Consider the following 22,663-nt stretch of genomic DNA (forward strand, 5'->3'; position numbering starts at 1 on the left):
AGTGACGGTTTGAAAGTAATCTATCTGCTCGCTTTATGCGATGTTTTTCTTTTGCTGGAGAAGCAATGCCTCTTCCCAATGCTGTGACGGTAGCTGAGGCACCGTTCAATAGACTGTCAATGGCATCGGTTAATGCACACCTTCGGCGTGAATGCATATCAGGCGTGACAAGTGACATTGTTTTCTTCAATATAGGATGAACATTCATGGTGTTTTCGGCTGGTTGTATTTGTTTGGCGATAGATCTGATCACCAAATGCCATGAATGTTCCCTAACGTATCAACTAGACCATTGATTATTAGTAATTATTTGTGGGGATAGCTCAGACTCCAACCCCATTGATTACACTATTCTTTGTAGGTCTGTGATACCGTCAGACCATACACCTATAGATTTAACGCCCAGCCGGATTGAGATTAATTTATGGACAATATAATTTCACTAATTGATATATTAGCGTGGCCTATTTTCATGCTGATATTTGTTTTGATTTTCAAGAGCGATGTATCAAACCTAGTTGAGAAAATATCGTCCATATCTCACAAAGAAACCAAAGTAGATTTCACTAAAGCGGTTAGTGATGCTAGCAAGAACCTTGATATATCTGGCTCTGGGGAGTCGCTGGATGCAGAGTGGGATCTTGAAGCTTCTTTCCCTCGAGGATCAATCATTGAGTCTTGGTTGAGAGTTGAAGATGCAATACGAGAATATAATACACGCCATGGCATAGAGTCTGATCCCAAAAAACCATTTCGGAATTCCAACCTAGTAATCAATTCGCTTTTTTACGAACAGCTAGGTAAAGGAACACTTCAAATGTTGAACAATTTAAGGGTTCTCAGAAATGAAGCTGTTCATTTAAGTGACAAAAGTATCACTCAGGAAGCTGCAAAAGAATACAAATCAATGGCTGAGAAAGTGATATCCACTATCGAAATGGCATAGCAAAAGAAGCCACATTGCAAGAATCAAGGGTTTCGCCAACTTGATAATTACATAGTTGAGAGCATTCATTGGCCTAACTAGATATTAAAATAATCTGTCCCTACTAAATTTATATAAACCAAATACTTTCTTAAGGCACTGACATGGATGAGTTAAAACAAAAAATAGCACTATTTATTGATGCTGATAATGCGCCCGCAAGTAAGTTTGAAGATGTCCTGAGCGAGGTTGCCAACTATGGTGTAGTTACTATCCGTAAGGCTTACGGTAATTGGAAGTCTCCTACGTTAAAAGCCTGGGAAGATCTGTTACATGAATATGCCATTCAACCCATACAGCAATATGATTTAACCAAGGGAAAAAATGCATCGGATATTGCGCTGGTGATTGATGCCATGGATGTGATGTATACCAAGCAAATTGATGTGATGTGCTTTGTATCATCAGATTGTGATTTTACGCCGATGGTGACCAGAGCATTAGCTGAAGGAAAGGTGGTATTGGGGTTTGGTGAGAGAAAAACGCCAGTAGCATTCGTAAACGCCTGCTCTAAGTTTCTTTTCCTGGATGAAGAAAAAGAAAAAACCAAAACAACCGTTAAACCGAAGAATATTAAATCGGATAGCAGGTTAATTAATTTACTAAGACAGGCCATCGAGGCAACAGAAGACGAAGAAGGTTGGGCGGCGCTTGGACCGGTAGGCTCAAATATTTCTAACAAAACCTCATTTGATACCCGAAATTATGGCTTTAAGAATCTTAGCAGCTTGTTTAAAGCCATTGACTTATTCGAACTTAAACGTGGCCCCAATAATTCCTTTTTAGTAAGAAACTTACGAAATAAATAATTCAGAATTAGAGCATTATAAAACTGAGCGAATAAATCAAGGGGTCAGCCAACTTGATTAGGTGTCCAATCCAAAAAAATTTAGACTTATGAAGCGAGCATTCATTCTTTCTATTGGTTTTCTTTTAGCAAGCTGCTCAACTTTGAATAACTTATACGATCAAAACAAGTATTTTGAGCAAATACGTGATTCAGAGATTGGTATGGATATCAGAACACTTTTTATGTCTTCACCAGACTATAAAAGTTACCAATGGGGCTCCCCCAAATACCTAACACAAGAACTAGGGCATGGTTACAGAGAATATCAATTTGCATATGGAGCTTGTAAATGGGGACTAAAGGTCGATACTAACGATGGAATTATCGTTGGTTGGCGTTACATTGGCGACTCGTCCTACTGTAAATATAAAAAATACTATGAAGGAGCATGGTGAAAATTGAAGGTCCAGCCTCATAACAATCCAACGAAAGAATCATGGGTAATCAACTTGATATATGCTTATTTTTCTACCTTCAGGAAGTTAAATAGCTTATGAAGTCAAAGCAGCTAGTCTCAAGAGCATTATTAATTGTTACCACTTTTGTAGCTGCATATTTTTATCCGAGCTTATGGTTTGAGTTTCTAGTAAAGATTAATGAATGGCTTACTATAACAACCGAATTTTCCTCTGATTCGACTCGGGGCATTGGTAGTATTTTAAGTGGAATATGGGCTTCATTGCTTCTGCTATTACCCACATTTTTAATAAGCCCCAGAATACGTTTTGCCATTCCTACACTCGTTGGGTTAGCTGGCTTCTCAAGTTATTACATATATATGCCAATAGCTAGTGGGCAAATTGATGTCCTAACATCGTTTTACTTTGTCTTTCAAAGTCCACAAAACACACTGGTTATGCTTGGGTTACTATTGGGCCCATTTTTGTCCTACTATCTGAGCTATGTATTATTTAATCAGTTCAGGCAATGGTCACAAAATGCTTAATGCCCATACAAAAAATAGAGACGAATTCTCTTCTGGAAATCAAGGGGTCAGTCAACTTGATTATAAAAAATTGGACTTACGGTAGAAGAAAATGGAACAGATTGACTGGAGTGATTTCCAAAAAATTGATATTCGTGTCGGCACTATCATTGAAGTTGATGATTTCCCAGAAGCTCGTCGGCCAGCGTATAAATTGAAAGTCGATTTTGGCCCTGAGTTGGGCGTGAAAAAATCCAGCGCTCAAATTACCGACTTATATTCAAAAGACGATCTTCTCGGTAAGCAAGTGCTGGCCGTTGTTAATTTTCCACCCAAGCAAATTGATCCGTTTATGTCTGAATGTCTGGTGACCGGCTTACATCGCCCTGATGGCTCGGTTGTTTTATCCTCTGTCGATATGGCACTTCCCAACGGGGTAAGACTTGCTTAATTTTGGAATGCATTTTCAATCAATAACAAACTGAATCCCACCCACCAGCAGCACGCTAAATAGCAAGACCAGGTAAGGCCACCGACCGGCTTTACGAGGCGTTCCTGCAGTGTTGCCTGCTTGAATATCTTCCTGCATGGATTGGGGTAACTGGCCTTTATCAATCAGGTAATGCCGCCAGCAAAATAACGGAATACTCAGACTTGCCAGAATCAAGCCACTCATCAAAGTACCACTACCCCAGATATTGGCGCCCAACGCCATAAAGGTAATATTAAAAAACGCCATGACAATACCCGCAATAAATAAGACTTTCGGCGTTCGGTAGCAGCGTTTCCAGTCAGGTCTGTCGATACGGTGAATCCAACCGGCATTGAGCGTCAGGAAGTTAAAAATGATGTAACTGACGCAAGAGGCAGCAAGCAGGAATACATAGTCAGACAGACTCAATAACATCAGGTTGACGATTAGATTGGTCCACATCGCACTGGTTGGTGCGCCATGCTGATTTACCTGAGATAAATATTTAGGCAATAAGCCATCAATAGAGCCTTGGTATAAAGTGCGTGATGAACCTGACATGGTGGTCATAATCGATAACATCAGTGCCAGCACCAACATCACCACGAACATATCGACCATAATGCCGCTATTACCCAAAATGCCATAAAGCGCATTGGCAATGCCCATTCCACTATAAATATCGGCAGCTAACATGCCGTCATATTGTGCAGGCTGTATCACTTCACCTGCGGCATTAAAGTGCTGTGGTTCAATCATCTGCCCCAACCCCATATGCCCCTGAAAGGTAAAGGGAATCAGTACAAAGGCGAATAGACACAGCAAGCCTGAGTAGAGAATGGCGCGATAAGTATCACGGCTGGGATCTTTAAACTCACGGGTATAACAGACGGCTGTTTCAAAGCCATACGTTGACCAGGCAGCAATAAACAGTGCTCCAGCCACTAATGACCAGCCTTTAATATCCCAAACACCGGGTATTACATAACCATCGCTATCATAGGCGAGTGGTGCTAATGGATAAAAATTACTCAAGACCATATCACCGGTAATCAACGGCACAATGGCAATCAGCATTAAGGGAGCCAGCCCGGACAGACCAATAATCATCATCGCTTTGGCTGAACGTAAAATGCCACCGTTTTGAATAGCACAAACCAGCACCATTAATACGGCACCGATAATAAAGACGGCATTGATTCGCAGACAAAGTCCGGCTTTAAGAAAGCTGAGATCGAGTAAAGTGATTTGCCAGGTATTAATGACTGCATCAGGTGGATAGGTCACATTCAGAATATAACCTGCAGCCAGGGCAGAACCGATAGCCAGCACCGGCCCCCACGCGACCCAGTTACACCAGATACACAGTGCAGCTACCCATTTACTGTAATTGGCCCAGGCAACCGAGCTGTGCACCGAGATGCCACCGGTTTTATGCGGGAATAACCCGGCAATTTCGGCATAGGTAAAGGCTTGAATAAGGCCTATAAAAATAGACACAATCCAGATCAGCCAGGCAGGTTTACCTACGGTAGCGGCGATAGCCCCCATCGAAAATAACACCAGTGCTGGCACACCACTGGCAAGCCAGAAAGCACCAGTCCAGTCGATACTGCGATGTAATGAAAAACGATTGTAGAGAGAAAGTGTTATCGGCCGCTGAGCTTTATTTTCCACCGTCTCTGACCTCACTTAATATTTGATGACACTATTGCCAATCAAAACAAGCAGTAACATACCACGCATCGTATTATCAGTGATAGTTAACGCTAATCTGTATCTAACGACACTTCGGTGGGTTCAAAAAAAAACAATCTTCCACCTGTTTTAGTGAGAGAGTTTTAGCCCGATGATACCCGATAGAATTAATAAGATACTGAACAGACGTGCAATGGTGGCTGGCTCAGATAAAAATACGATACCGAAAATCACCGTGCCAATCGCACCTATGCCTACCCAGACACCATAGGCAGTGCCTAGTGGTAATGTTTTCATGGCCACACCCAACAACCACAAACTCAAGGCAACGGTAACCAGTGCAAGCAGACTGGGGCCTAACTTGGTCAGACCTTCTGAGTATTTCAATCCCGCCGCCCAGACAACTTCCAGTAATCCCGCTACTACTAATGCTAACCAAGCCATATTAGCCCTTTTTATTAATCATTAATTGAGACCTAACCAGCCAACAACATTTTTTATACAACGTCTGATGCAGCAAGTTTTTCTGCTAAGTCATCTGGTAACACATAGTCTGTGACACTCAAGCCAAAGCCACTCATTGATGGCAACTTTCTCGGCCAGGTCATCAGCCGCATTTCAGTGACGCCTAAATCTCTTAAAATCTGAGCACCAATGCCATAGTGTTTAAGCACATACTCTTCAGCATAATTTCGATCAGACTGAATCAGTCTTTCCCATTCATCTTCATCACCATGAAGTAGGACCAGTACGCCCGATCCTTGTTGCTGAATATGCTGCATCGCTTCCGCCACGCTCCAGGTATGTCCGTGTCGGTCATAATCCAGCAAGTCCATACTATTAAACGGTGCATGCACTCTGACTAATGTTTCTTCACCAGCGACAGGAGTACCGTAGACCAATGCCAGATGTTTCATACCGGTGGTTTTATCTAAATAATCGTGGCGACGGAATGAACCCAGCATGGTTTGCATATCACGTTCATTTAAGCGAACCACATTTTGTTCATGCTGGTGACGATAAGCGATAAGATCGGCAATGGTGCCCACTTTTAAGTCATGCTGTTTGGCAAATTCGAGTAGATCGGGCAGTCGAGCCATCGTGCCATCTTCATTCATGATTTCACAGATAACAGCCGCAGGCTCTTGTCCTGCTAATGCCGCTAAATCACAGCCGGCTTCTGTGTGTCCTGTACGAGTCAACACCCCACCCGCCCGAGCCATTACCGGGAAAATATGTCCAGGGCTGACAATATCTTCAGGTGTGGCATTCACTGCTACGGCTGCTTGGATAGTCACAGCACGATCTTGTGTGGAAATGCCCGTTGTGACGCCTTCAGCTGCTTCAATCGACAATGTAAAATTGGTTTCGAAACCCGCTTTGTTTTGCTTCACCATCAAGGGTAAGTTTAATTGTTCGCAGCGTTGCTCAGTGAGTGTCAGGCAAATCAGGCCGCGTGCATGCATCGCCATGAAGTTCACCGCTTCAGCAGTGACATGACTGGCTGCCATAATCAGGTCACCCTCATTTTCACGGTTTTCATCATCCATTAATACAACCATTTTGCCCTGTCGAATATCCTCGATAATCGCCTCTGTACTGGCGAGTTTCGCTGGCTGAGAATAAGACTTCAATGTTGATTGTGGCATGAGGATATCGCTCCTTATAACTGATCAATAACGGCGTAGGCAGAATGATTGTGGATAGATTCAAAGTTCTCACATTCCACACGGAAACCTGACACGGTTTCCTGCTGTGATAATGCGACAGCGATATCTCTGACTAAATCCTCGACAAATTTGGGATTATCATAAGCAAATTCCGTCACATACTTTTCATCGGGTCGTTTCAATAAACCATAAAGCTGACTGGACGCTTGCTGTTCAATAAGCTGAATTAAGGCATCCAATGTCATGTTTTCATTGATGCGGGCCTCGACGGTCACCAAAGAGCGTTGATTGTGGGCCCCATAATCTGAAATTTTCTTAGAACATGGGCAAAGACTGGTCACGGGGATTTCTGCTTTCACGGTCAGTTCCAGTTGTTCAGTGTAATCTGCCGTCAGCGTGATGTCGTAACCCATCACACTTTTCACCCCGGAAACCGGCGCTGCCTTACTAATGAAATAGGGGAAACGTAAGCTGACGTGACCTTGTTTTGCACCTAATAATTCCAGCATATCGGCCATAAATGTAGGCATTCTGCTCAGGCTGAATATCGCATCAGGACGTTCCAGAAGCTCAATGAAACGTGACATATGCGTGCCTTTCACATCAGCCGCCAAATGCACATACATATTAAATTCAGCCACAACACGTATGGGTGTTTCGGTAGTTGATTGAAATAAAACTGGGTAACGCAGTGATTTTATACCCACTTTATCAATGATGAGTTGGCGTTTATCCGGCGTATTCTGAACATCTTCAAGTCGATGTGTTAAAGGCAGATTCATTATGTATCCTTAGTTTTTTTGATTCACACATCGGTTGAATCAACTGAAAAAAACGGTGTGAATGGCTGAGTCTTTTCAGCCATTCACCCAAAGGCCTCTCAAATTACAAAGAGTCCGAGGATAACCATGAAGAAACGGTTTCATCTAAACCAACTTCAAGCACAGTATTACTCAGTTCAAGGGGGTAATAAAATTCCAAAGAAGGATTACTACCTTGGGGTTATACCCTTACCTATTGAGAGAAATTGGCTTGCTCCCAACGAATTCTGGCCCACATATAGGCATCCATCACTGACAATGCATAAATAAAAATCCCACCAGCAAACTGGCCTATCACCGATATCCCCGGTGCGGCCATTTGATAGGTCACGACACCTAACACCAGCATAAAAAACAACATGGTTAAGCCCCGCATGGGGTTGTGATTCACTACCTGACCCACACCCGGCAACATCATGGCAATTAACAGAACAAGATAGGGATGCACAGGTCCCTGCAATAGGGCGCTAGGCTGCTTCATTTTGTACCTCAGGCATATGGCCTGCCAATGCATCTAACTTGTGTAACAACCCCATTATCAAGCTTGACTCAATAGGTTTATTATCAAAATTAATCGCTCGCAGTAATAAATAATGACCTCGGTCTGATTGTTTGGCTAAGTACGTGAGTCGAATCGCACCTGGAGTAATCAACAGCTCTTTGCAGCGGACATCAGCAAACAGGTCTTTCACATCTTTATCGATGCTCGTTAATAATGGTGGCTGGGTTTTTGTCATATAACGAGCATGTTGCGGCCAGCCTGCCAAAGGCATAACGGGTTTTACCCACTGCCATGACGGACTGAAACTCTCAGTATTCTGTGGTCTGGCTAAAATATCGAGGGTCGTCCCACTGCAGTCTTTATGCGTTCGGAATAAAGTGATATGCATCCACATCACCGGTAATTTTCTTGCTGTCAGGTTATCGACCTCCACAGACAGTTTTACCCTTGTGTCATTCCAGTCGGCATATATCGATGTGTAGCCCTGTTCATCTGTTACCGATGACGTCAACTCAATTAAGGTATGGCAATCATCAAACAGTTGCTGTCTTGAAATCAGCACCTGACGATGATGATGTCGATACATAGCAAACAAACAGCTACTGCTAAACAGCGCCAGGATAAGTACATAGATTGCATCTGCATTCATTTAATATTCCTCTTTTCCCATAGAAAAAGAGCCCCGCAGCCATGACATTACTGCGGGACTAAGGCTTACCTGACGATGGTGACTGGGCAATGTGCTTGTTGCACAATATGTTGCGCTATCGATCCTAATAACACTTTTGCAATGCCACTTCGTCCAACTGAACCGGTCACCACATGGTCATGCTCATGTTTCACAGCATAATCAATAATGGCTTTGGCAATATCATGGCCGGATGCGGTTGTACAAAACACCTCCTCGACTCCCTGTGATGTAGCCTTAACCATGGCTTCACGTAATTCCTGCTGGATTTGAGCATCGGCAGCATCCAGAATGCTCGAATCCCAAAAGTAACTATGTGAAATATCTTCATTGGTTGGTCTAAGGACATGGATAAATGTCAGCCTGGCATTAACTGATTTCGCCAGATCTACAGCGAAATCCACGGCCTTCATCGCACTATGTGATCCATCTGTTGCACATAAAATATGTTTCATGCTCCTTCCTCCTAATAACCTTTGGGCCGTGGCCATGGCATGGTGAACTGATCACCCCGCTTCACGAACTGATAACGTCGTTTCACAAACCAGATCGAGGCCACGATATAAAACGCCATAATCGACAGTAACGACGCACCGTAACCAAGAAAGGTCGCGAAATAGACCAGCGAACATAACCCCAGCAAGGTATAAGCCGGAATAGGATGGAAAGGATGGATATAGCCACGCTTAATCACATCCAATGGCCACATTTTTCTGAACTTGACCATATTGATAGACATGAAGGTGTAACCCAATAGACCGGACAGAATCGAGAAGGTAATGACCTGATCCAATAAACCTGTGAATGCAAATGACACAGCAATGGGAATCAGGAAAATAATCGATCTGAAGGGCGTACGGTAGCGTGGATGAATCGCTCCAAACCAGGTCGGCATATATCGATCCCGTCCCATGGAAAACCAGGCACGCGCCGCATCATTAATACAGCCATTAGCCGAAGCAATGGCCGCAAACATGGTGCCGATAAACAACACGACCTGTAATACTGGATTGCCAATAATTGAAGCCGCGTCATATAACGGCGTGGTCGCCTGACCTAAATATTGCCATGGCATCAGCCCCGTCGAGATATACCAGGTCAGTGTCGCTGCCACTAATAAGGTTAAAATGCCACCAATCGTGCCCAGTGGAATCGCTCGACCCGCACTTCTCACCTCTTCCGCTGCCTGACAAGTGCCCTCGATACCCAGGTAATACCACATACCAAACTGCAAGGCGGCAACCACCCCAATCCAGCCATACGGTAATTCTGTCAACAAATCACTGTGTTTCAGAATATGTCCTGGGTTAAGCGGATCAGCCCCAATGAATAAGGCCAAAATCGCTAAGAAGGCAAACAAGGTAATAACAAAATTCACCGTCAGCGTCATAAACACGCCCCGGTAATTCAGCCAGGCCAGAAACGATATGGTGAGTACCACAAACGGTTGCGGACTCAGATCATGAAAGCCGGTAGCCGATGCCACAGCGGCCATCAAGTCACCAACAATCAAAGCATCAGCCGCTTCCAGCATGGTATACGCCATCACTAGATACAAGCCCACATTAAAGGCCATTAACGGGCCGATAATATGTTTTGCCTGTGTGTATTGACCACCGGCTGCAGCTACTGTCGATGTGACTTCCGAATCGATCATCGCCACACAGCTATAGAGTAAACCAATCACCCAACAGGCAATCAAAGCACCATAGGCACCGCCTTTGGCAACAGAAAAGTTCCAGCCCATAAATTCACCGACCAGAACAATACCCACACCCAACGCCCAGATATGAAACGGGTTCAACACTTTAAGCATTGAAATCCGTTGTGATTGAGAAGAAGCTTCCTGACTCATGACTGCCCCTCCTCTTTCTCGAGTTCGGCCATCAGCTCATCTGCCCCCTCACGAGAACTCATCAGTAAAGATTCATCAAACTGACGAGACACACTGAACGCATCGACCAGAATCCACAGCAATAACATGGCTGAGATAATCCAGGCGGCGTAACTTAATATTTCCCAATAGTTCATCGCTGCTCCTCCTGTTCTGATCGCGAAGTCTTATCACCAAATTTTTCAGCAATCACTTCACGATATTGAGACTCGGAGACACGCAGCATAAAGATGAAATAGCCAATAATGACTAAAGCCGTAATGCCAAGCATCACCGGATCAATGGTGTAATCAAACTTATCGTTAATGATTTCAGCCGCGGCTGTTTCATCAAACCCCAGCTTCTGCCATTGTTCCTGCTCAACAGGTGAGACGTTTAGAGATTCCCAGGAGATAACCTGAGATGAGGTGGTGTCGCTTGCTGATTTAGAATCAGATTCAAGAAACAAGGGAATATACAAACTGACATAAACAAGTACCAGAATAAAGAGACTATCAAACAACTGCCCCTTTTTAGACTGGACCTTTGGTATATAAGTAGACATAAGATTTCCTCATTACAATCACTCGGCAATTAACGCTTTGCTGCTCTGTTTTCATCGAGATGTTTGATGTCCAATCCGTAGATATAGTCTTTATCTTCTGCGTAGTGTTTAGTCATTGCACCAACAGAAGCCGTATTGAAAAGGACGAGCAAGACACTGGAAATAATCATCACCAGTCGTATAACCGGATCTTCCAGAATGCTTAAGACACTAATGAGGACGAAACCGACAGCCAGCCAGATAAGTAGCACATCTGCCCAAGCCATGATGCAGTCTCGTAGATACATGTTCTGAATACGTTTTTTTATTTTATTATTCATGGTTATATTTCTCTCTTCTAATAATTAAAAAATGATTTACACACTGTCCTCCTGATTATCGAAAAAAAAGAAAAAAACCGATGTTACGCAGATAAGGTGACTTAGTTTGACGGGGTAAAGATCGCAATAAGCCACATTGTCTTTGTAACACCGGTTTTTAACTATCACTGGCACAACAACATGGGTTTAGAATGTGTGTGTACCTGGAATCCAGCTTGTACCGGCTAATGGCACACGCGCCATTGCTGCTGATTCCACTGTTAATGCCACTAAGTCTTCTGGTTCCAGATGACGTAGATCGTTCTTACCGCAAGCACGGGCTAATGTTTGTGCTTCCAGCGTCAGCACACGCAGGTAGTTCGCCAGACGACGACCACCTTCAACCGGATCAAAGCGTTTCATCAGCTCTGGATCCTGAGTAGAAATACCGGCTGGGTCACGACCTTCATGCCAGTCATCGTAGGCACCGGCTGTAGAACCCAGTTTTTGGTACTCTTCTTCCCATTTAGGATCATTATCACCCAGAGCCACTAGTGCAGCCGTGCCGATAGCTACCGCATCAGCACCCAGCGCCATACATTTCGCGACGTCGGCACCGTTACGGATACCACCAGATACAATCAGCTGAACCTTACGGTGCATGCCCATTTCCTGTAGCGCTTGAACCGCTTGAGGAATCGCTGCCATCGTTGGAATACCAACGTGTTCGATAAACACATCTTGCGTTGCCGCTGTACCACCTTGCATACCGTCAACGACGATGACATCAGCACCGGCTTTCACCGCAAGTTTCACATCATAGTAAGTACGGGTTGCACCGACTTTGATGTAAATAGGCACTTGCCAATCAGTGATTTCACGCAGCTCTTTGATCTTGATTTCCAGATCGTCAGGCCCCGTCCAGTCAGGATGACGACACGCTGAACGTTGGTCTACGCCCATTGGCAATGTACGCATTTTGGCAACACGTTCAGTAATTTTCTGACCCAGTAACATACCGCCACCACCTGGTTTTGCACCTTGCCCCAATACCACTTCGATCGCATCCGCTTTTCGTAAGTCGTCTGGGTTCATGCCATAACGTGATGGCAGGTATTGGTAAACCAGTTTACTTGACTGACCACGCTCTTCCGGAGTCATACCACCGTCACCAGTGGTGGTAGATGTACCCACTGCTGATGCACCACGTCCTAACGCTTCTTTAGCATAGGCAGACAACGCGCCAAAACTCATACCGGCAATCGTGACAGGCGTATCAATAGTGATCGGTTTTTTGGCAAAACGGGTACCTAAGGTCACCGAGGTATTACATTTTTCACGATAGCCTTCTAATGGGTAACGCGACATACTCGCCCCTAGGAACAGCAGATCGTCGAAATGGGGCAGTTTGCGTTTGGCTCCGGCACCGCGGATATCATAAATACCCGTATCAGCAGCACGGCGGATTTCAGCCATCGTCGATTTATCAAACGTCGCTGACTCGCGCGGTACGGTCATGTATTTTTTCTTTTCAGTCATTTCTATTTCCTCGCAATATCAGCAATTAATAAGCACTCGCGTTATCAACTTTGAAGTTGTACAACTGACGAGCTGAACCATAACGTTTGAAGGCTTTTGGATCTTCATCCACACCGGCTTTTTCTAATAAAGCCGACAGTTCATCCAAGTGTTCCTGACGCATTTCTTTTTCGATGCAGTCAGCGCCCAGTGATTTCACTGCGCCTTTTACATAGATATGCACTTCGTAGAGTGAGTCACCCAGCGCATCACCGGCATCACCACACACCACGAGTGAACCAGCTTGGCCCATAAAGCAGCTCATATGACCGACATTGCCTTTCACCACAATATCAATACCTTTCATCGAGATACCGCAACGTGAACCGGCATCGCCTTCAATCACTAACAAACCACCATGGGCTGTCGCACCGGCTGCTGATGAAGCGTTACCTTTGACACGGACACTACCAGACATCATGTTTTCAGCAATGCCTTGACCAGCATGACCGTGAACGGTGATGTCGGCTTCTTTGTTCATACCCGCACAGTAGTAACCGACCGGACCGTAGATATCGATTTTGAGCTTCTGATCAAGACCGACAGCCAGGTTATGCTCCCCTTTTGGATTTAATACTTCCCATTCAGCAATGGTCAGTTCATTGTTTTGATCATGCAAAGCTTGATTCAATTCACGAACTGTTTGTTGTGCCAAATCCACCGTTTGCTTGCCGCCGGATGTGGTCACTGATTCTGCTACAGATTTAGTACTCATTTATATTCTCCTCATACACCATTGCTTAGTGCGTGGTACGTTCCCAAACATAGACTTTTGAAGGCTCTGGTTCCCAAACTTTGGCATTTTCAATGCCAGGTAATGTTGTTAAAGCCTGATACTCAGAGGCCATGGCCACGTAATCATCTGTTTCTGCAATCACCGCAGGTTTACAGGCGATGGGGTCACGCACGACAGCAAAGCCATCTTTAGTACCGATAGTGAAAGTAAAGAAACCATCCAGATCGTCTAGTGCATGCTCTAGTGCCTCATTCAGGCTATCGCCCTGTTGTAAGCGGTATGTCAGATAACCGGCGGCGACTTCAGAATCGTTTTCAGTTTCAAAATCAATACCTTCACGTTTCAGTTCCTGACGCAGACGATTGTGGTTAGACAGAGAACCGTTATGTACCAGACACAGATCCATGCCTGTTGAGAAAGGATGGCTACCCGCCATTGTCACAGCAGACTCAGTCGCCATACGTGTGTGACCGATGATGTGGCTACCTTTCATGTTTTCCAGATGGAACAGATTAACGATACGCTCCGGTAAACCCACTTCTTTCAGGATTTCGATAGATTTACCTGAACTCATGATCAACACGTCCTGATGATTTTCCATCAGATAGTTTTCAACGGTTTCAGCATCGATATCGACTTTGAATACCGCCACTTTACTGTTTTGGAACCAGTCGACTTTTGTGTTCAGTTTGGCTTCAATGTCTTTTGCCAATGCAGCCCAATCGTAGTTCTCATCTTCGTTGCGAAGCGTTAACTTCACGCCTTGATCGACTTCATCACCATAGACAGCAAAACCAGCACTGTCGGGGCCACGTTCTGTCATCGCAATTAACATCGGTGCAAACAGTTCACCCAGACGGTCTTGGTATTTATCGTTTTTCAAATACAGGCCAACGATTCCACACATAACTATTCTCCTAACATCATTCCCTAGGGAGGGACTCTTTTAATAAAATTCAACGTAACGATTGATTTCCCAATCCGATACATGACGCATGTATTCCACCCATTCCATGTGTTTGAGTTCTAAGAACTCTTTAACAAACTCATCGCCTAATGCCCCTTTAATCACGTCATCTTTTTCTAACGCAAGCAAAGCTTCATGAAGATTTTGTGGCAAGATACCAATGCCTTTTTCTTCCAGCTCATCAGGGCTTAAGTCATATAAATTGATGTCATAACCTGGACCAGCTTCCAGTTGACGCTCAACACCATCCATACCCGCAGCAATCGCTGCTGCCGCAGTCAGATAGGGATTACAGGTACCATCCGGCAGGCGTAATTCAATCCGACCATAAGGGATACGCACCATAGTCGAACGATTATTATTACCGTATGAGATATAGGCAGGAGCCCAAGTAGAGCCAGATAATGAGCGTCCGACTACTAGACGTTTATATGAATTAACAGTCGGTGCGGCAATGGCTGATAACGCAGGAGCGTGAGCCAAAATGCCTGCCATAAAGTGGTACGCCAGTTTGGATAAACCATGACCGGTTTCATCACTGTCATCATGGAATAAACTTTTCTCACCATCACCAATCGACATATGCATGTGCATGCCATTACCAGGGCGATTGCTAAAAGGCTTTGACATAAATGAACACACCATGCCCATTTCATTAGCAATTTCACTGGCCGCCATTTTAAACATGACATAATCATCCGCACTTTTCAGCGCATCAGCATAGGTGTAGTTAATTTCAAACTGACCATTCGCATCTTCATGATCAATTTGGTAAATATCCAGACCGACATCAATCAATGACTCAGTCAGTTTTTCCAGGAAAGCGCTTTGACGTGTGATGCCTTTATAGTCATAACAGGGTTTTTGCAACGTATCCGTTGGGTCAAAAGGATGCAGATGACCGAACTCGTCTTTTTTCAATAAAGAAAATTCAGGTTCTAAACCGGTGTATAAAATCCAGCCTTTTTCAGTCAGTCGAGAAATTTGTTTTTTCAGTACAACACGACTGTCGTGGCTGTATGGTTTACCATTGACATGACCATCACAAATCAGACGGGCATAACCAGGTTGCCATGGCAATAAACTCAATGTGCTTAAGTCGCCCATTGCCATGTAATCTGGTCCATTAGGTTTAATACCCATCCCCCAAATAGCCCCACCAGCAAAACCTGCACCGGTTTTTACAATATCTTCCAGGTGATCGGCGGGTACAGATTTGACCTTTGCCACACCGTGGATATCAACAAACTGTGCTAAAACATATTTCACATTGTTTTCAGCTAAAAACTTCTGCGCGTGAGCTAACTGTTCTGCTGGCGAAGCCTTAGGGTCGAATTCATACTTCATAACATTTCCTCTGTTTGAATGATCAACACTTGGTCGTATTAATTGATCTCGTAATAAAAACTGAACCCAATAGCACCGCCACCATGTTCTTCGGTGATGCCCAATAGTGTTTTCCACAAATAGGGTCCAAACGTACCATCACACCAAATGCGATAAACAGATTGGCCATTCAGCATCTGTCTCAGCAACGTTACCGATACACCGGCGATGACAGTCATGACAAGACGATTCTCTTCAAGTGCATCTCCTGACAGGTCGATAGCACAGACTTCAGAAAATAACGTTGTTGCCAGCTTGCCACTGACAATAAACGACGCATCATTGCGTATAACCTTATGCACACCTGATTGATTTACAGGCAAGGCATTTAACTGAGCGACCATCTGTGAATTCAGTGGCTCTTCAATCAGATACTCACTGCTACCCAGGCGTAAAACCAGCTCGCGTTTACCTTGTAATGTCCAACTGTTTTTTTCTTCAGGCAGTGTCAGGCTGGCAGCAGCTAACCACTCTGCTGCGTTTGGTCCTTTCACACCAAACCGATTTAATGCACTTACATCACAAATACTCAATAACTCATAACGTGATGCCTCAATCGCCTTGTCCGCCATCGTAATTGCAGTTTCCATACCATTGACGATCCCATTAATTGGCTTCAAAGGGGCTTGAGCAAAAGCGATCGGGCTTTTAAAAATGCCGTTTTGCATGCTTATTCTCCGTCATTATCAAGTAGGTGAAAGAAAGGGGCTTTGACGACGGTCGCTTTCACCATTGCACCGCTATCGGTACGAATAGAAAACGTTGATCCCGTACTGCCCTGTTCTGGTGCAACAAACGCAAAACCAATGACTCTGTTGAGGTATTTACTGTAAGCAATACTGGTCACACGACCTTTGATATTGCCGTCTTCAATCACCAGATTGCATTCATTCGGCATGTCACCCGTAAAGTCTTTTTCCAGAACAAAGTTCACTAGCTTTTTGTTCAGTGTTTTCTTCGCGATGATCTTGAGGCTGCGTTGACCGATAAAGAATGGCTTATCCATCTTCAATAAAGCTTCAGAATGTGCTTCATATGGATTGGTCAGACCATCAGTATCGTGACTAATCAAGTGATGTCCCATTTCCAGACGCAGCAGACGTTGGACATCAGTACCAAATGGGCGAATGCCATGAGATTCCCCTGCCGCCATGATTTGTTTCCAAACATGCAGTCCCGCTTTGTATGGCACGTGAATTTCAAAAGCCAGGTCACTTACAAAACTGACTCGCATCACTTTGGCATCTACCCCAGCAATCTCGGCTTGGATCATATTTCCATCCGGTAACGACGCTTCACTGATATCCGCTTTTGTTAGCGTACTTAAAATCTCACGTGATTTTGGTCCGGCCAGGGTCATTGCTGCCATCGCACCAGTCAAATTCACTAGCGTGACTTGTAAGCCCCATAGCTGCACATTACGCTGCATTTCACGGTAAACCGTCGCAGCATTAGATGAGTTAGTTGATACATAAAACTTTTCATCATCAACGCGAACAGCCAGTCCGTCATCCACCATCACACCCGCTTCATCCAACAGCAGAGCAATACGGCTTTCGCCAATTTTTTGTTTGCTGAACTTACCGGTATAAAAGCGTTCCAGAAATTCAGTCGCATCGGCACCAAAGACTTCAATTTTGCCTAAGGTACTGCCATCAATCATGCCTGCTTGCTGTCTGACCGCTAAGGCTTCTTCCTGTACGGCTTCCATTGCTGACATCGTGCGTCCGCGATATTGGTAATAAGCAGGACGCATCCACATACCAGCATCCATCATCACGCCACCATTATCGACATGCCATTCATGCATGGCTGTGTAACGATGAGGATGGAAACCACGTCCGCCCAGATGACCAATCGGTGTTGGGTGGAAAAATGGTCGTGCAGTGGTAGTACCAATTTTTTCAACCGGCAACTGACGTACTCGTGCCAGAATGCGGATCGCATTCATATTAGAATGTTTACCCTGACTTGGGCCCATACCCACTGTGGTGAAACGTTTCATCAGCTCAATATTGTCAAAACCTTCTTTGGCAGCATTGATGAAATCTTTGACCTGGATATCTTCGTCAAAATCGACAAAGTTTTTGCCTTTCGGATGTTCGACAATCGGATACGGATGGCTAGGTGGTGCCATTTCCACTTTAGGCACAGTAACCACATCAACAGTTTTACCAAGAAACGCAGCTGCTTCTGCTGCTGCACGCTGACCATCCAGTTGACGCGCTTTAGAGTCAAACACACCATTGACCTTACCTGCGGCAAAGACACCTTCAGGCAACTCATCAGGTACAAATTGTTCTACGCTATAGTCATAACGCATTTTTGTGCCTGCTTGATACAGCAAGGCAGCGGCTGGCGCCCAGCCAGCACTCATCGCCACACCATCACAAGACAAACGTACGGTATGGCCACTATCCGCGCCAGCACTAATGTCATCATAAGGGCAGACAGACACGGCTTTGACACCCAACTTATCAGACGTCGGGATCACTTCATAAATACAGCTGGAGATATGAACAGCAATACCTTTATCTCTCACTTTCTGAGAAAGATCTCGTGGCGCGCCGTTTCTACGCATATCAATAACCGCAACGACATCTACGCCAACAGACGCTAAGTCCAGTGCTGTGCGATAACCATAGTCATTGGCAGTAACCACCACACCTTTATTAAATGGTTTAACGGCATAACGGTGAATCAAACGTTGTGCTGCCGATCCCAGCATCACGCCGGGTAAATCGTTGTAACGGAAGACAGGTGGTTGCTCAAACGCTCCAGAAGCCACGATTACCGATTTCGCCCAGACTTTAGTGATGCCGTCTTTACCAACTAATGGCACCAATTTATCGCCATAAAAACCGCCGGCATAAGCATCGGTAATTAAACGAATATTCGGGTTTGACTCCACTTTACCTAACAGGCTTGTCAGCGTATCGGCTGTCGTTTGCTCACCGGCATAGTCATAAGTCAGGCTGCCACCTGCCTGCTTGTTTTCGTCAACAACGATAACATCCAGACCTTGCTCAGCTGCTTTGACCGCTGCTGATAAACCAGACAGACCAGCACCGATGATTAACACATCACAGTGTGCAAATTTTTTCGGTTTAATAATGCGTGGGTAGTTAAAGTTAACTTCACCCAAACCAGCAGCCTTACGGATTTTGTCTTCCCAGAATGGAAACAGGCTTTTTGGTTTATAAAACGTTTTGTAATAAAAACCGACTGGCAGGAAAGGTGATAAATAATCGATATATTTGTTTTTATCTTTTAATACACCACCAATAGTGTTGACGGCTTTGATATCCATACCGTCAGCAACAGGCCAGACATCAGCACGGATATTAGTATCGACACCGTCGGTCATCATGGCGTTAACATCATGATTGGCAAAGCTCAATACACCACGCGCACGGTGATATTTAAAGCTACGACCCAGCACATTAATACCAGCCGCCCACAGCGCACTGGAAATGGTATCGCCTTCGTAACCTTGCACAGTCTGACCTTCATATTGAAAAGTCAGTGGCTTGTCACGGTTGATCCACTCACCTCGTTTCTTAGCAATACGGCTGGTCATTTAGCTTCCTCCTGACCCAGAAGATAAGTACGGTTGACCTTATCAGTCATCGTGTTACGTTCAGCGATAAACCAGGTACCGCTGGGGGTGTGATACCACCATTCTTTTTTCAAACCAGGTGCACCATTACGATAGTGCACATAGGCTGCCCACTCAGAATCTGAACATGTGTCAGGGTTGGGCATATTTCGATATTCTCCGCCGTAAGTGAATTCACTTATCGGCCTGATACCATTAATAGGACATTCAAGAAGTTTCATAGCCTTACTCTTAACTTAGTGACCAACTGAAGCTGCGCCTTTTTCACCGGTCAGCTCATAGTCTTCAAAACGTGATAAACGGAATGATTTAATAAGATCAGGAGCCATATCTTTGGCTATTGTCTCGGCCATGGTTTTGCCACTGATAGGTGTGGCTTTAAATCCCCATGTTCCCCATCCGGCATCCAGATAAAACCCTTCTAATGGTGTTTTACCCATAATCGGTGCAAAGTCAGGTGTAATGTCAGCCATACCACCCCATTGACGCACCACTTTGACATTCGATAAAAATGGGAACATATCAGTGATATGTGTGGTGAGTCCTTCCACGAAATCCAGTGATGAACGTGTTGAATGGAACTCATAAGGATCTAATGACGATCCCATGACCAGTTCACCGCGAGACGACTGGCTTACATACACATGCAAGCTGCCTGAAACCAGAATCGTATCGAGCCAAGGTTTCATTGGTTCGGATACACAGGCTTGTAAAGGATGAATCACAATCGGCGTTTGTAAGTCCACCATTTCAGTGATACGTGGTGTAAAACCTGCCACAGCTGAAAGAACACGGTTTGTGCTGATATAGCCTTTAGACGTATTCACACCAACAACTTTTCCCCCCTTGGTGTCAATGCCGGTGACTTCAGTCATTTGGAAAATTTCAACACCCATGCGGTCAGCTTCTTTAGCATAACCCCATGCCACGGCATCATGGCGAGCCACTGAACCTGGTGCATGGTATAAGGCACCCAGGATAGGCGCTTGGCCACTGCAGGAGATATCCAATTGCGGACAAGCTTTGGATATCTCCTCAGGACCGACGACATAACTCTCAACCCCAACATGTTTATTCACTTCAGCACGCCAGCGCATAGTACGCATCGCTGATTCGGTGTGAGCCAGAGTAAAGTGGCCACGTGTTGAATAAAACAGGTTCAGGTCTAATTCTTCAGAGAGGTCTTCATATATTTTGACGCTGGCGTCATAAAAGTTAACCCCTTCTGGTGTCAGGTAATTAGAACGTACGATGGTGGTATTACGACCAGTGTTGCCGCCACCGATATAGCCTTTTTCTAATACGGCTACATTGGTAATGCCATAGTCTTTAGCTAAGTAATACGCTGCAGCCAAACCATGTCCGCCGCCACCGATAATCACGGCATCGTACGATTTCTTAGGTTCAGTACAGTCCCTAAAAAAACGTGGTGCCGGGTGTTCACTACTCAGACCATATTTTAATAGCCCTAATGGCATTCTTAACCTCCACTCATAATGCTCAACTACTACTAAAGTAGTATGCGAATCTACCACTAACTAGGTAAACAATATTTCACGTCATGAAACATGGTTCTATTTACTCATGCTGAAAAAAACATGTCAATAGTCTTGTAAACTTTTTTTCACAATAGGAAACATTTAGTCCGGATAAATAAAAAAACCTCAGGTATAATCAGGAAAAAGCTTTGAAGAAGATGGAGTATTCTTGCCGTGAGCAAACAGCAAACGATCGTGACAACTGATACTGCGACACATCAATCGTTAGATAAACACCTGGGAAACACGCTACGTCATATTCGTACTGAAAATGGATTAACCATTGCTGATGTCGCTATGCGAGCCAATGTCAGTCGCGGTATGTTGAGTAAGATTGAGAATGGACTGACCTCACCCAGCCTGGAAAAACTGGAACACCTTGCCAATGCTCTTGGTGTAAAGCTCTCACGGTTATTTCACGATTACGACACGCCAATGGGCGGTGCTCAATATGTGAAAAATGGCGAAGGAATGGAAGTGGTTCGCCGTGGTACCAAGAGTGGTCATACCTATCAATTATTAGCCTATGACACCGGCCCGAAAAAACTGTTTGAACCGTTTTTGATTACCTTAAATGAAGAAAGTGAAGTGTTTGATCCGTTTGAACACGCCGGCACTGAATTCATTTATATGCTGGAAGGGAAACTGGAATATACCGTCGGTGACGAACGTTTTATTCTTGAACCTGGCGATTCTCTGACATTCCACGCAGAACAACCTCACCGACCGGAAACCAAACTCAAAATGCCGATTCAATATCTGGCCATCATCTACTACGATAGTCTTGATGACTTTGAAGACGATAGTTACTAAAACTAGTCTGTTTTTTAAGTACTTAGGGTCAGTGTAAAAGTAGATTACTTTCTAATATGGGGTCGCGGTGTGGCAAGGCTATTCTCAATAAATTCTAACTTGACCCCAAATATCTCAATCATACCAATCAAGTCTGACTCTGCCCCCTTTGGTCTTTGATAAAAGTTTTTCCCCTAACGATTAAATTAAGCGAGCGGCGCGTTAGCGCAGTCCGCTTGAGTGCCTTGTTAAAGCGTGATGCTTGAAGTGGTTGTTGTACTTTTAACCTGTAACATTACACTTTTTTATAAACACCAATACTAAAGTTACTAGGCCTGGTTGTTTTGTTTTTTACTGTTTTTAAATACTGAATTTGGTTTTAAACAAGTCTTTATTTTAAATGTTTTACCCTTAAAAACTCAGACGCTTTAACATTTAGTATAAGGCGCAAACGCCCTAATATATTGTATTGAAGTAATAAACATACCCTTTTGCCCTTATATTGAGCTAGCCTGTCAATAGGTTAGGTTATGCGATATTACCCAGAAAATCTGTTTTCAACACGGTTAATGGTTATGAATATTACTACAAAAAACTAGCTCGCTAGAATAAATACGTAACTCTTTTAAAGCATAAGACTTATGCGTTTTCGACTTAGAAAAGTTATTGTGATTGGGTAAAGCTTTTTAAGTTCGAAGT

General features: G+C 44.3%; 23 protein-coding genes and 1 pseudogene. 4 read left to right on the forward strand and 20 right to left on the reverse strand.

The window, feature by feature from the left end; all coding sequences use genetic code 11:
* A pseudogene (locus BM232_RS14730) lies at positions 1-253 on the reverse strand (hypothetical protein); the annotation flags it as partial.
* A 171-nt stretch (positions 254-424) separates the two neighbouring features.
* On the opposite strand from BM232_RS14730, the gene BM232_RS00005 reads away from it, so the two are divergent.
* The 3 genes from BM232_RS00005 (at position 425) to BM232_RS00025 (ending at position 3,211) form a co-directional block, all read left to right on the forward strand.
* Positions 425-946 carry a hypothetical protein gene (locus tag BM232_RS00005; RefSeq protein ID WP_091711147.1) on the forward strand — a complete coding sequence of 174 codons (522 nt, stop codon included), beginning with the start codon at positions 425-427 and terminating at the stop codon, positions 944-946.
* Positions 947-1,089: 143 nt separating this feature from the next.
* Positions 1,090-1,794 (forward strand): NYN domain-containing protein, encoded by a 705-nt coding sequence (locus BM232_RS00010; protein ID WP_091711148.1) that lies wholly within the window; start codon positions 1,090-1,092, stop codon positions 1,792-1,794.
* A 1,078-nt stretch (positions 1,795-2,872) separates the two neighbouring features.
* Positions 2,873-3,211, forward strand: a complete 339-nt coding sequence (locus tag BM232_RS00025; RefSeq protein ID WP_091711151.1) for a tRNA-binding protein — start codon at positions 2,873-2,875, stop codon at positions 3,209-3,211.
* A 15-nt stretch (positions 3,212-3,226) separates the two neighbouring features.
* On the opposite strand, the gene BM232_RS00030 is transcribed toward BM232_RS00025, so the two are convergent.
* From BM232_RS00030 to BM232_RS00120, 19 genes are all read right to left on the reverse strand, one after another.
* Complete coding sequence (locus BM232_RS00030) at positions 3,227-4,909, reverse strand: APC family permease (protein ID WP_091711152.1); 1,683 nt, start codon at positions 4,907-4,909, stop codon at positions 3,227-3,229.
* 150 nt (positions 4,910-5,059) lie between these two features.
* Positions 5,060-5,374, reverse strand: coding sequence for a quaternary ammonium compound efflux SMR transporter SugE (gene sugE, locus BM232_RS00035; RefSeq protein WP_091711153.1), 315 nt, complete (start codon positions 5,372-5,374; stop codon positions 5,060-5,062).
* A 53-nt stretch (positions 5,375-5,427) separates the two neighbouring features.
* Complete coding sequence (gene ribBA / locus BM232_RS00040) at positions 5,428-6,579, reverse strand: bifunctional 3,4-dihydroxy-2-butanone-4-phosphate synthase/GTP cyclohydrolase II (protein ID WP_091711154.1); 1,152 nt, start codon at positions 6,577-6,579, stop codon at positions 5,428-5,430.
* 14 nt (positions 6,580-6,593) lie between these two features.
* Entirely contained in the window at positions 6,594-7,382 is a 789-nt protein-coding gene (folE2, locus tag BM232_RS00045) for a GTP cyclohydrolase FolE2 (protein ID WP_091711155.1), read from the reverse strand.
* Between the two features lie 232 nt (positions 7,383-7,614).
* Positions 7,615-7,902 (reverse strand): hypothetical protein, encoded by a 288-nt coding sequence (locus BM232_RS00050; RefSeq protein ID WP_091711156.1) that lies wholly within the window; start codon positions 7,900-7,902, stop codon positions 7,615-7,617.
* Entirely contained in the window at positions 7,889-8,572 is a 684-nt protein-coding gene (locus BM232_RS00055; protein ID WP_091711157.1) for a hypothetical protein, read from the reverse strand. Before BM232_RS00055 ends, BM232_RS00050 begins: the two co-directional genes overlap by 14 nt.
* 65 nt (positions 8,573-8,637) lie before the next feature.
* Positions 8,638-9,066 (reverse strand): universal stress protein, encoded by a 429-nt coding sequence (locus BM232_RS00060; RefSeq protein WP_091711158.1) that lies wholly within the window; start codon positions 9,064-9,066, stop codon positions 8,638-8,640.
* A gap of 11 nt (positions 9,067-9,077) precedes the next feature.
* Positions 9,078-10,466, reverse strand: coding sequence for an APC family permease (locus tag BM232_RS00065; RefSeq protein ID WP_091711159.1), 1,389 nt, complete (start codon positions 10,464-10,466; stop codon positions 9,078-9,080).
* Entirely contained in the window at positions 10,463-10,642 is a 180-nt protein-coding gene (locus BM232_RS00070; RefSeq protein ID WP_091711160.1) for a hypothetical protein, read from the reverse strand. Before BM232_RS00070 ends, BM232_RS00065 begins: the two co-directional genes overlap by 4 nt.
* Entirely contained in the window at positions 10,639-11,049 is a 411-nt protein-coding gene (locus BM232_RS00075; protein WP_091711161.1) for a hypothetical protein, read from the reverse strand. Before BM232_RS00075 ends, BM232_RS00070 begins: the two co-directional genes overlap by 4 nt.
* 29 nt (positions 11,050-11,078) lie before the next feature.
* A complete protein-coding gene (locus BM232_RS00080) occupies positions 11,079-11,369 on the reverse strand; it encodes a hypothetical protein (protein WP_091711162.1) in 291 nt (96 codons plus the stop codon).
* Positions 11,370-11,555: 186 nt separating this feature from the next.
* Entirely contained in the window at positions 11,556-12,887 is a 1,332-nt protein-coding gene (locus BM232_RS00085) for an FMN-binding glutamate synthase family protein (protein ID WP_091711163.1), read from the reverse strand.
* A gap of 25 nt (positions 12,888-12,912) precedes the next feature.
* Positions 12,913-13,641, reverse strand: a complete 729-nt coding sequence (locus tag BM232_RS00090; protein ID WP_091711164.1) for a GltB/FmdC/FwdC-like GXGXG domain-containing protein — start codon at positions 13,639-13,641, stop codon at positions 12,913-12,915.
* Between the two features lie 25 nt (positions 13,642-13,666).
* Positions 13,667-14,569, reverse strand: coding sequence for a class II glutamine amidotransferase (locus BM232_RS00095; protein WP_091711165.1), 903 nt, complete (start codon positions 14,567-14,569; stop codon positions 13,667-13,669).
* 39 nt (positions 14,570-14,608) lie between these two features.
* Positions 14,609-15,976, reverse strand: coding sequence for a type III glutamate--ammonia ligase (gene glnT, locus BM232_RS00100; protein WP_091711166.1), 1,368 nt, complete (start codon positions 15,974-15,976; stop codon positions 14,609-14,611).
* Between the two features lie 38 nt (positions 15,977-16,014).
* Positions 16,015-16,683, reverse strand: a complete 669-nt coding sequence (locus BM232_RS00105; protein WP_091711167.1) for an aminomethyltransferase family protein — start codon at positions 16,681-16,683, stop codon at positions 16,015-16,017.
* A 2-nt stretch (positions 16,684-16,685) separates the two neighbouring features.
* Positions 16,686-19,595 carry an FAD-dependent oxidoreductase gene (locus tag BM232_RS00110; protein WP_091711168.1) on the reverse strand — a complete coding sequence of 970 codons (2,910 nt, stop codon included), beginning with the start codon at positions 19,593-19,595 and terminating at the stop codon, positions 16,686-16,688.
* Positions 19,592-19,855, reverse strand: coding sequence for a sarcosine oxidase subunit delta (locus tag BM232_RS00115; RefSeq protein WP_091711169.1), 264 nt, complete (start codon positions 19,853-19,855; stop codon positions 19,592-19,594). The genes BM232_RS00110 and BM232_RS00115 overlap by 4 nt, the downstream gene beginning before the upstream one ends.
* A gap of 15 nt (positions 19,856-19,870) precedes the next feature.
* The gene (locus BM232_RS00120) at positions 19,871-21,112 is read right to left on the reverse strand and encodes an FAD-dependent oxidoreductase (RefSeq protein ID WP_091711170.1); all 1,242 of its coding nucleotides are present in this window, start codon (positions 21,110-21,112) and stop codon (positions 19,871-19,873) included.
* A gap of 234 nt (positions 21,113-21,346) precedes the next feature.
* Here BM232_RS00120 and BM232_RS00125 point away from each other — a divergent pair, with 234 nt between their 5' ends.
* Positions 21,347-21,985, forward strand: a complete 639-nt coding sequence (locus tag BM232_RS00125; RefSeq protein WP_091711171.1) for a helix-turn-helix domain-containing protein — start codon at positions 21,347-21,349, stop codon at positions 21,983-21,985.
* Positions 21,986-22,663 lie beyond the last annotated feature (678 nt).

This window comes from Methylophaga sulfidovorans (assembly GCF_900114205.1).
Taxonomy (GTDB): Bacteria; Pseudomonadota; Gammaproteobacteria; order Nitrosococcales; family Methylophagaceae; genus Methylophaga; species Methylophaga sulfidovorans.

Coding starts and splice junctions, on each gene's coding strand:
- BM232_RS00050 (WP_091711156.1), bottom strand. CDS start 7,902: ATGAAGCAGCCTAGCGCCCTATTGCAGGGACCTGTGCATCCCTATCTT.
- BM232_RS00080 (WP_091711162.1), bottom strand. CDS start 11,369: ATGAATAATAAAATAAAAAAACGTATTCAGAACATGTATCTACGAGAC.
- BM232_RS00070 (WP_091711160.1), bottom strand. CDS start 10,642: ATGAACTATTGGGAAATATTAAGTTACGCCGCCTGGATTATCTCAGCC.
- BM232_RS00065 (WP_091711159.1), bottom strand. CDS start 10,466: ATGAGTCAGGAAGCTTCTTCTCAATCACAACGGATTTCAATGCTTAAA.
- BM232_RS00005 (WP_091711147.1), top strand. CDS start 425: ATGGACAATATAATTTCACTAATTGATATATTAGCGTGGCCTATTTTC.
- BM232_RS00060 (WP_091711158.1), bottom strand. CDS start 9,066: ATGAAACATATTTTATGTGCAACAGATGGATCACATAGTGCGATGAAG.
- folE2 (WP_091711155.1), bottom strand. CDS start 7,382: ATGAATCTGCCTTTAACACATCGACTTGAAGATGTTCAGAATACGCCG.
- ribBA (WP_091711154.1), bottom strand. CDS start 6,579: ATGCCACAATCAACATTGAAGTCTTATTCTCAGCCAGCGAAACTCGCC.
- BM232_RS00115 (WP_091711169.1), bottom strand. CDS start 19,855: ATGAAACTTCTTGAATGTCCTATTAATGGTATCAGGCCGATAAGTGAA.
- BM232_RS00010 (WP_091711148.1), top strand. CDS start 1,090: ATGGATGAGTTAAAACAAAAAATAGCACTATTTATTGATGCTGATAAT.
- sugE (WP_091711153.1), bottom strand. CDS start 5,374: ATGGCTTGGTTAGCATTAGTAGTAGCGGGATTACTGGAAGTTGTCTGG.
- BM232_RS00055 (WP_091711157.1), bottom strand. CDS start 8,572: ATGAATGCAGATGCAATCTATGTACTTATCCTGGCGCTGTTTAGCAGT.
- BM232_RS00105 (WP_091711167.1), bottom strand. CDS start 16,683: ATGCAAAACGGCATTTTTAAAAGCCCGATCGCTTTTGCTCAAGCCCCT.
- BM232_RS00075 (WP_091711161.1), bottom strand. CDS start 11,049: ATGTCTACTTATATACCAAAGGTCCAGTCTAAAAAGGGGCAGTTGTTT.
- BM232_RS00090 (WP_091711164.1), bottom strand. CDS start 13,641: ATGAGTACTAAATCTGTAGCAGAATCAGTGACCACATCCGGCGGCAAG.
- BM232_RS00095 (WP_091711165.1), bottom strand. CDS start 14,569: ATGTGTGGAATCGTTGGCCTGTATTTGAAAAACGATAAATACCAAGAC.
- BM232_RS00085 (WP_091711163.1), bottom strand. CDS start 12,887: ATGACTGAAAAGAAAAAATACATGACCGTACCGCGCGAGTCAGCGACG.
- BM232_RS00110 (WP_091711168.1), bottom strand. CDS start 19,595: ATGACCAGCCGTATTGCTAAGAAACGAGGTGAGTGGATCAACCGTGAC.
- glnT (WP_091711166.1), bottom strand. CDS start 15,976: ATGAAGTATGAATTCGACCCTAAGGCTTCGCCAGCAGAACAGTTAGCT.
- BM232_RS00120 (WP_091711170.1), bottom strand. CDS start 21,112: ATGCCATTAGGGCTATTAAAATATGGTCTGAGTAGTGAACACCCGGCA.
- BM232_RS00025 (WP_091711151.1), top strand. CDS start 2,873: ATGGAACAGATTGACTGGAGTGATTTCCAAAAAATTGATATTCGTGTC.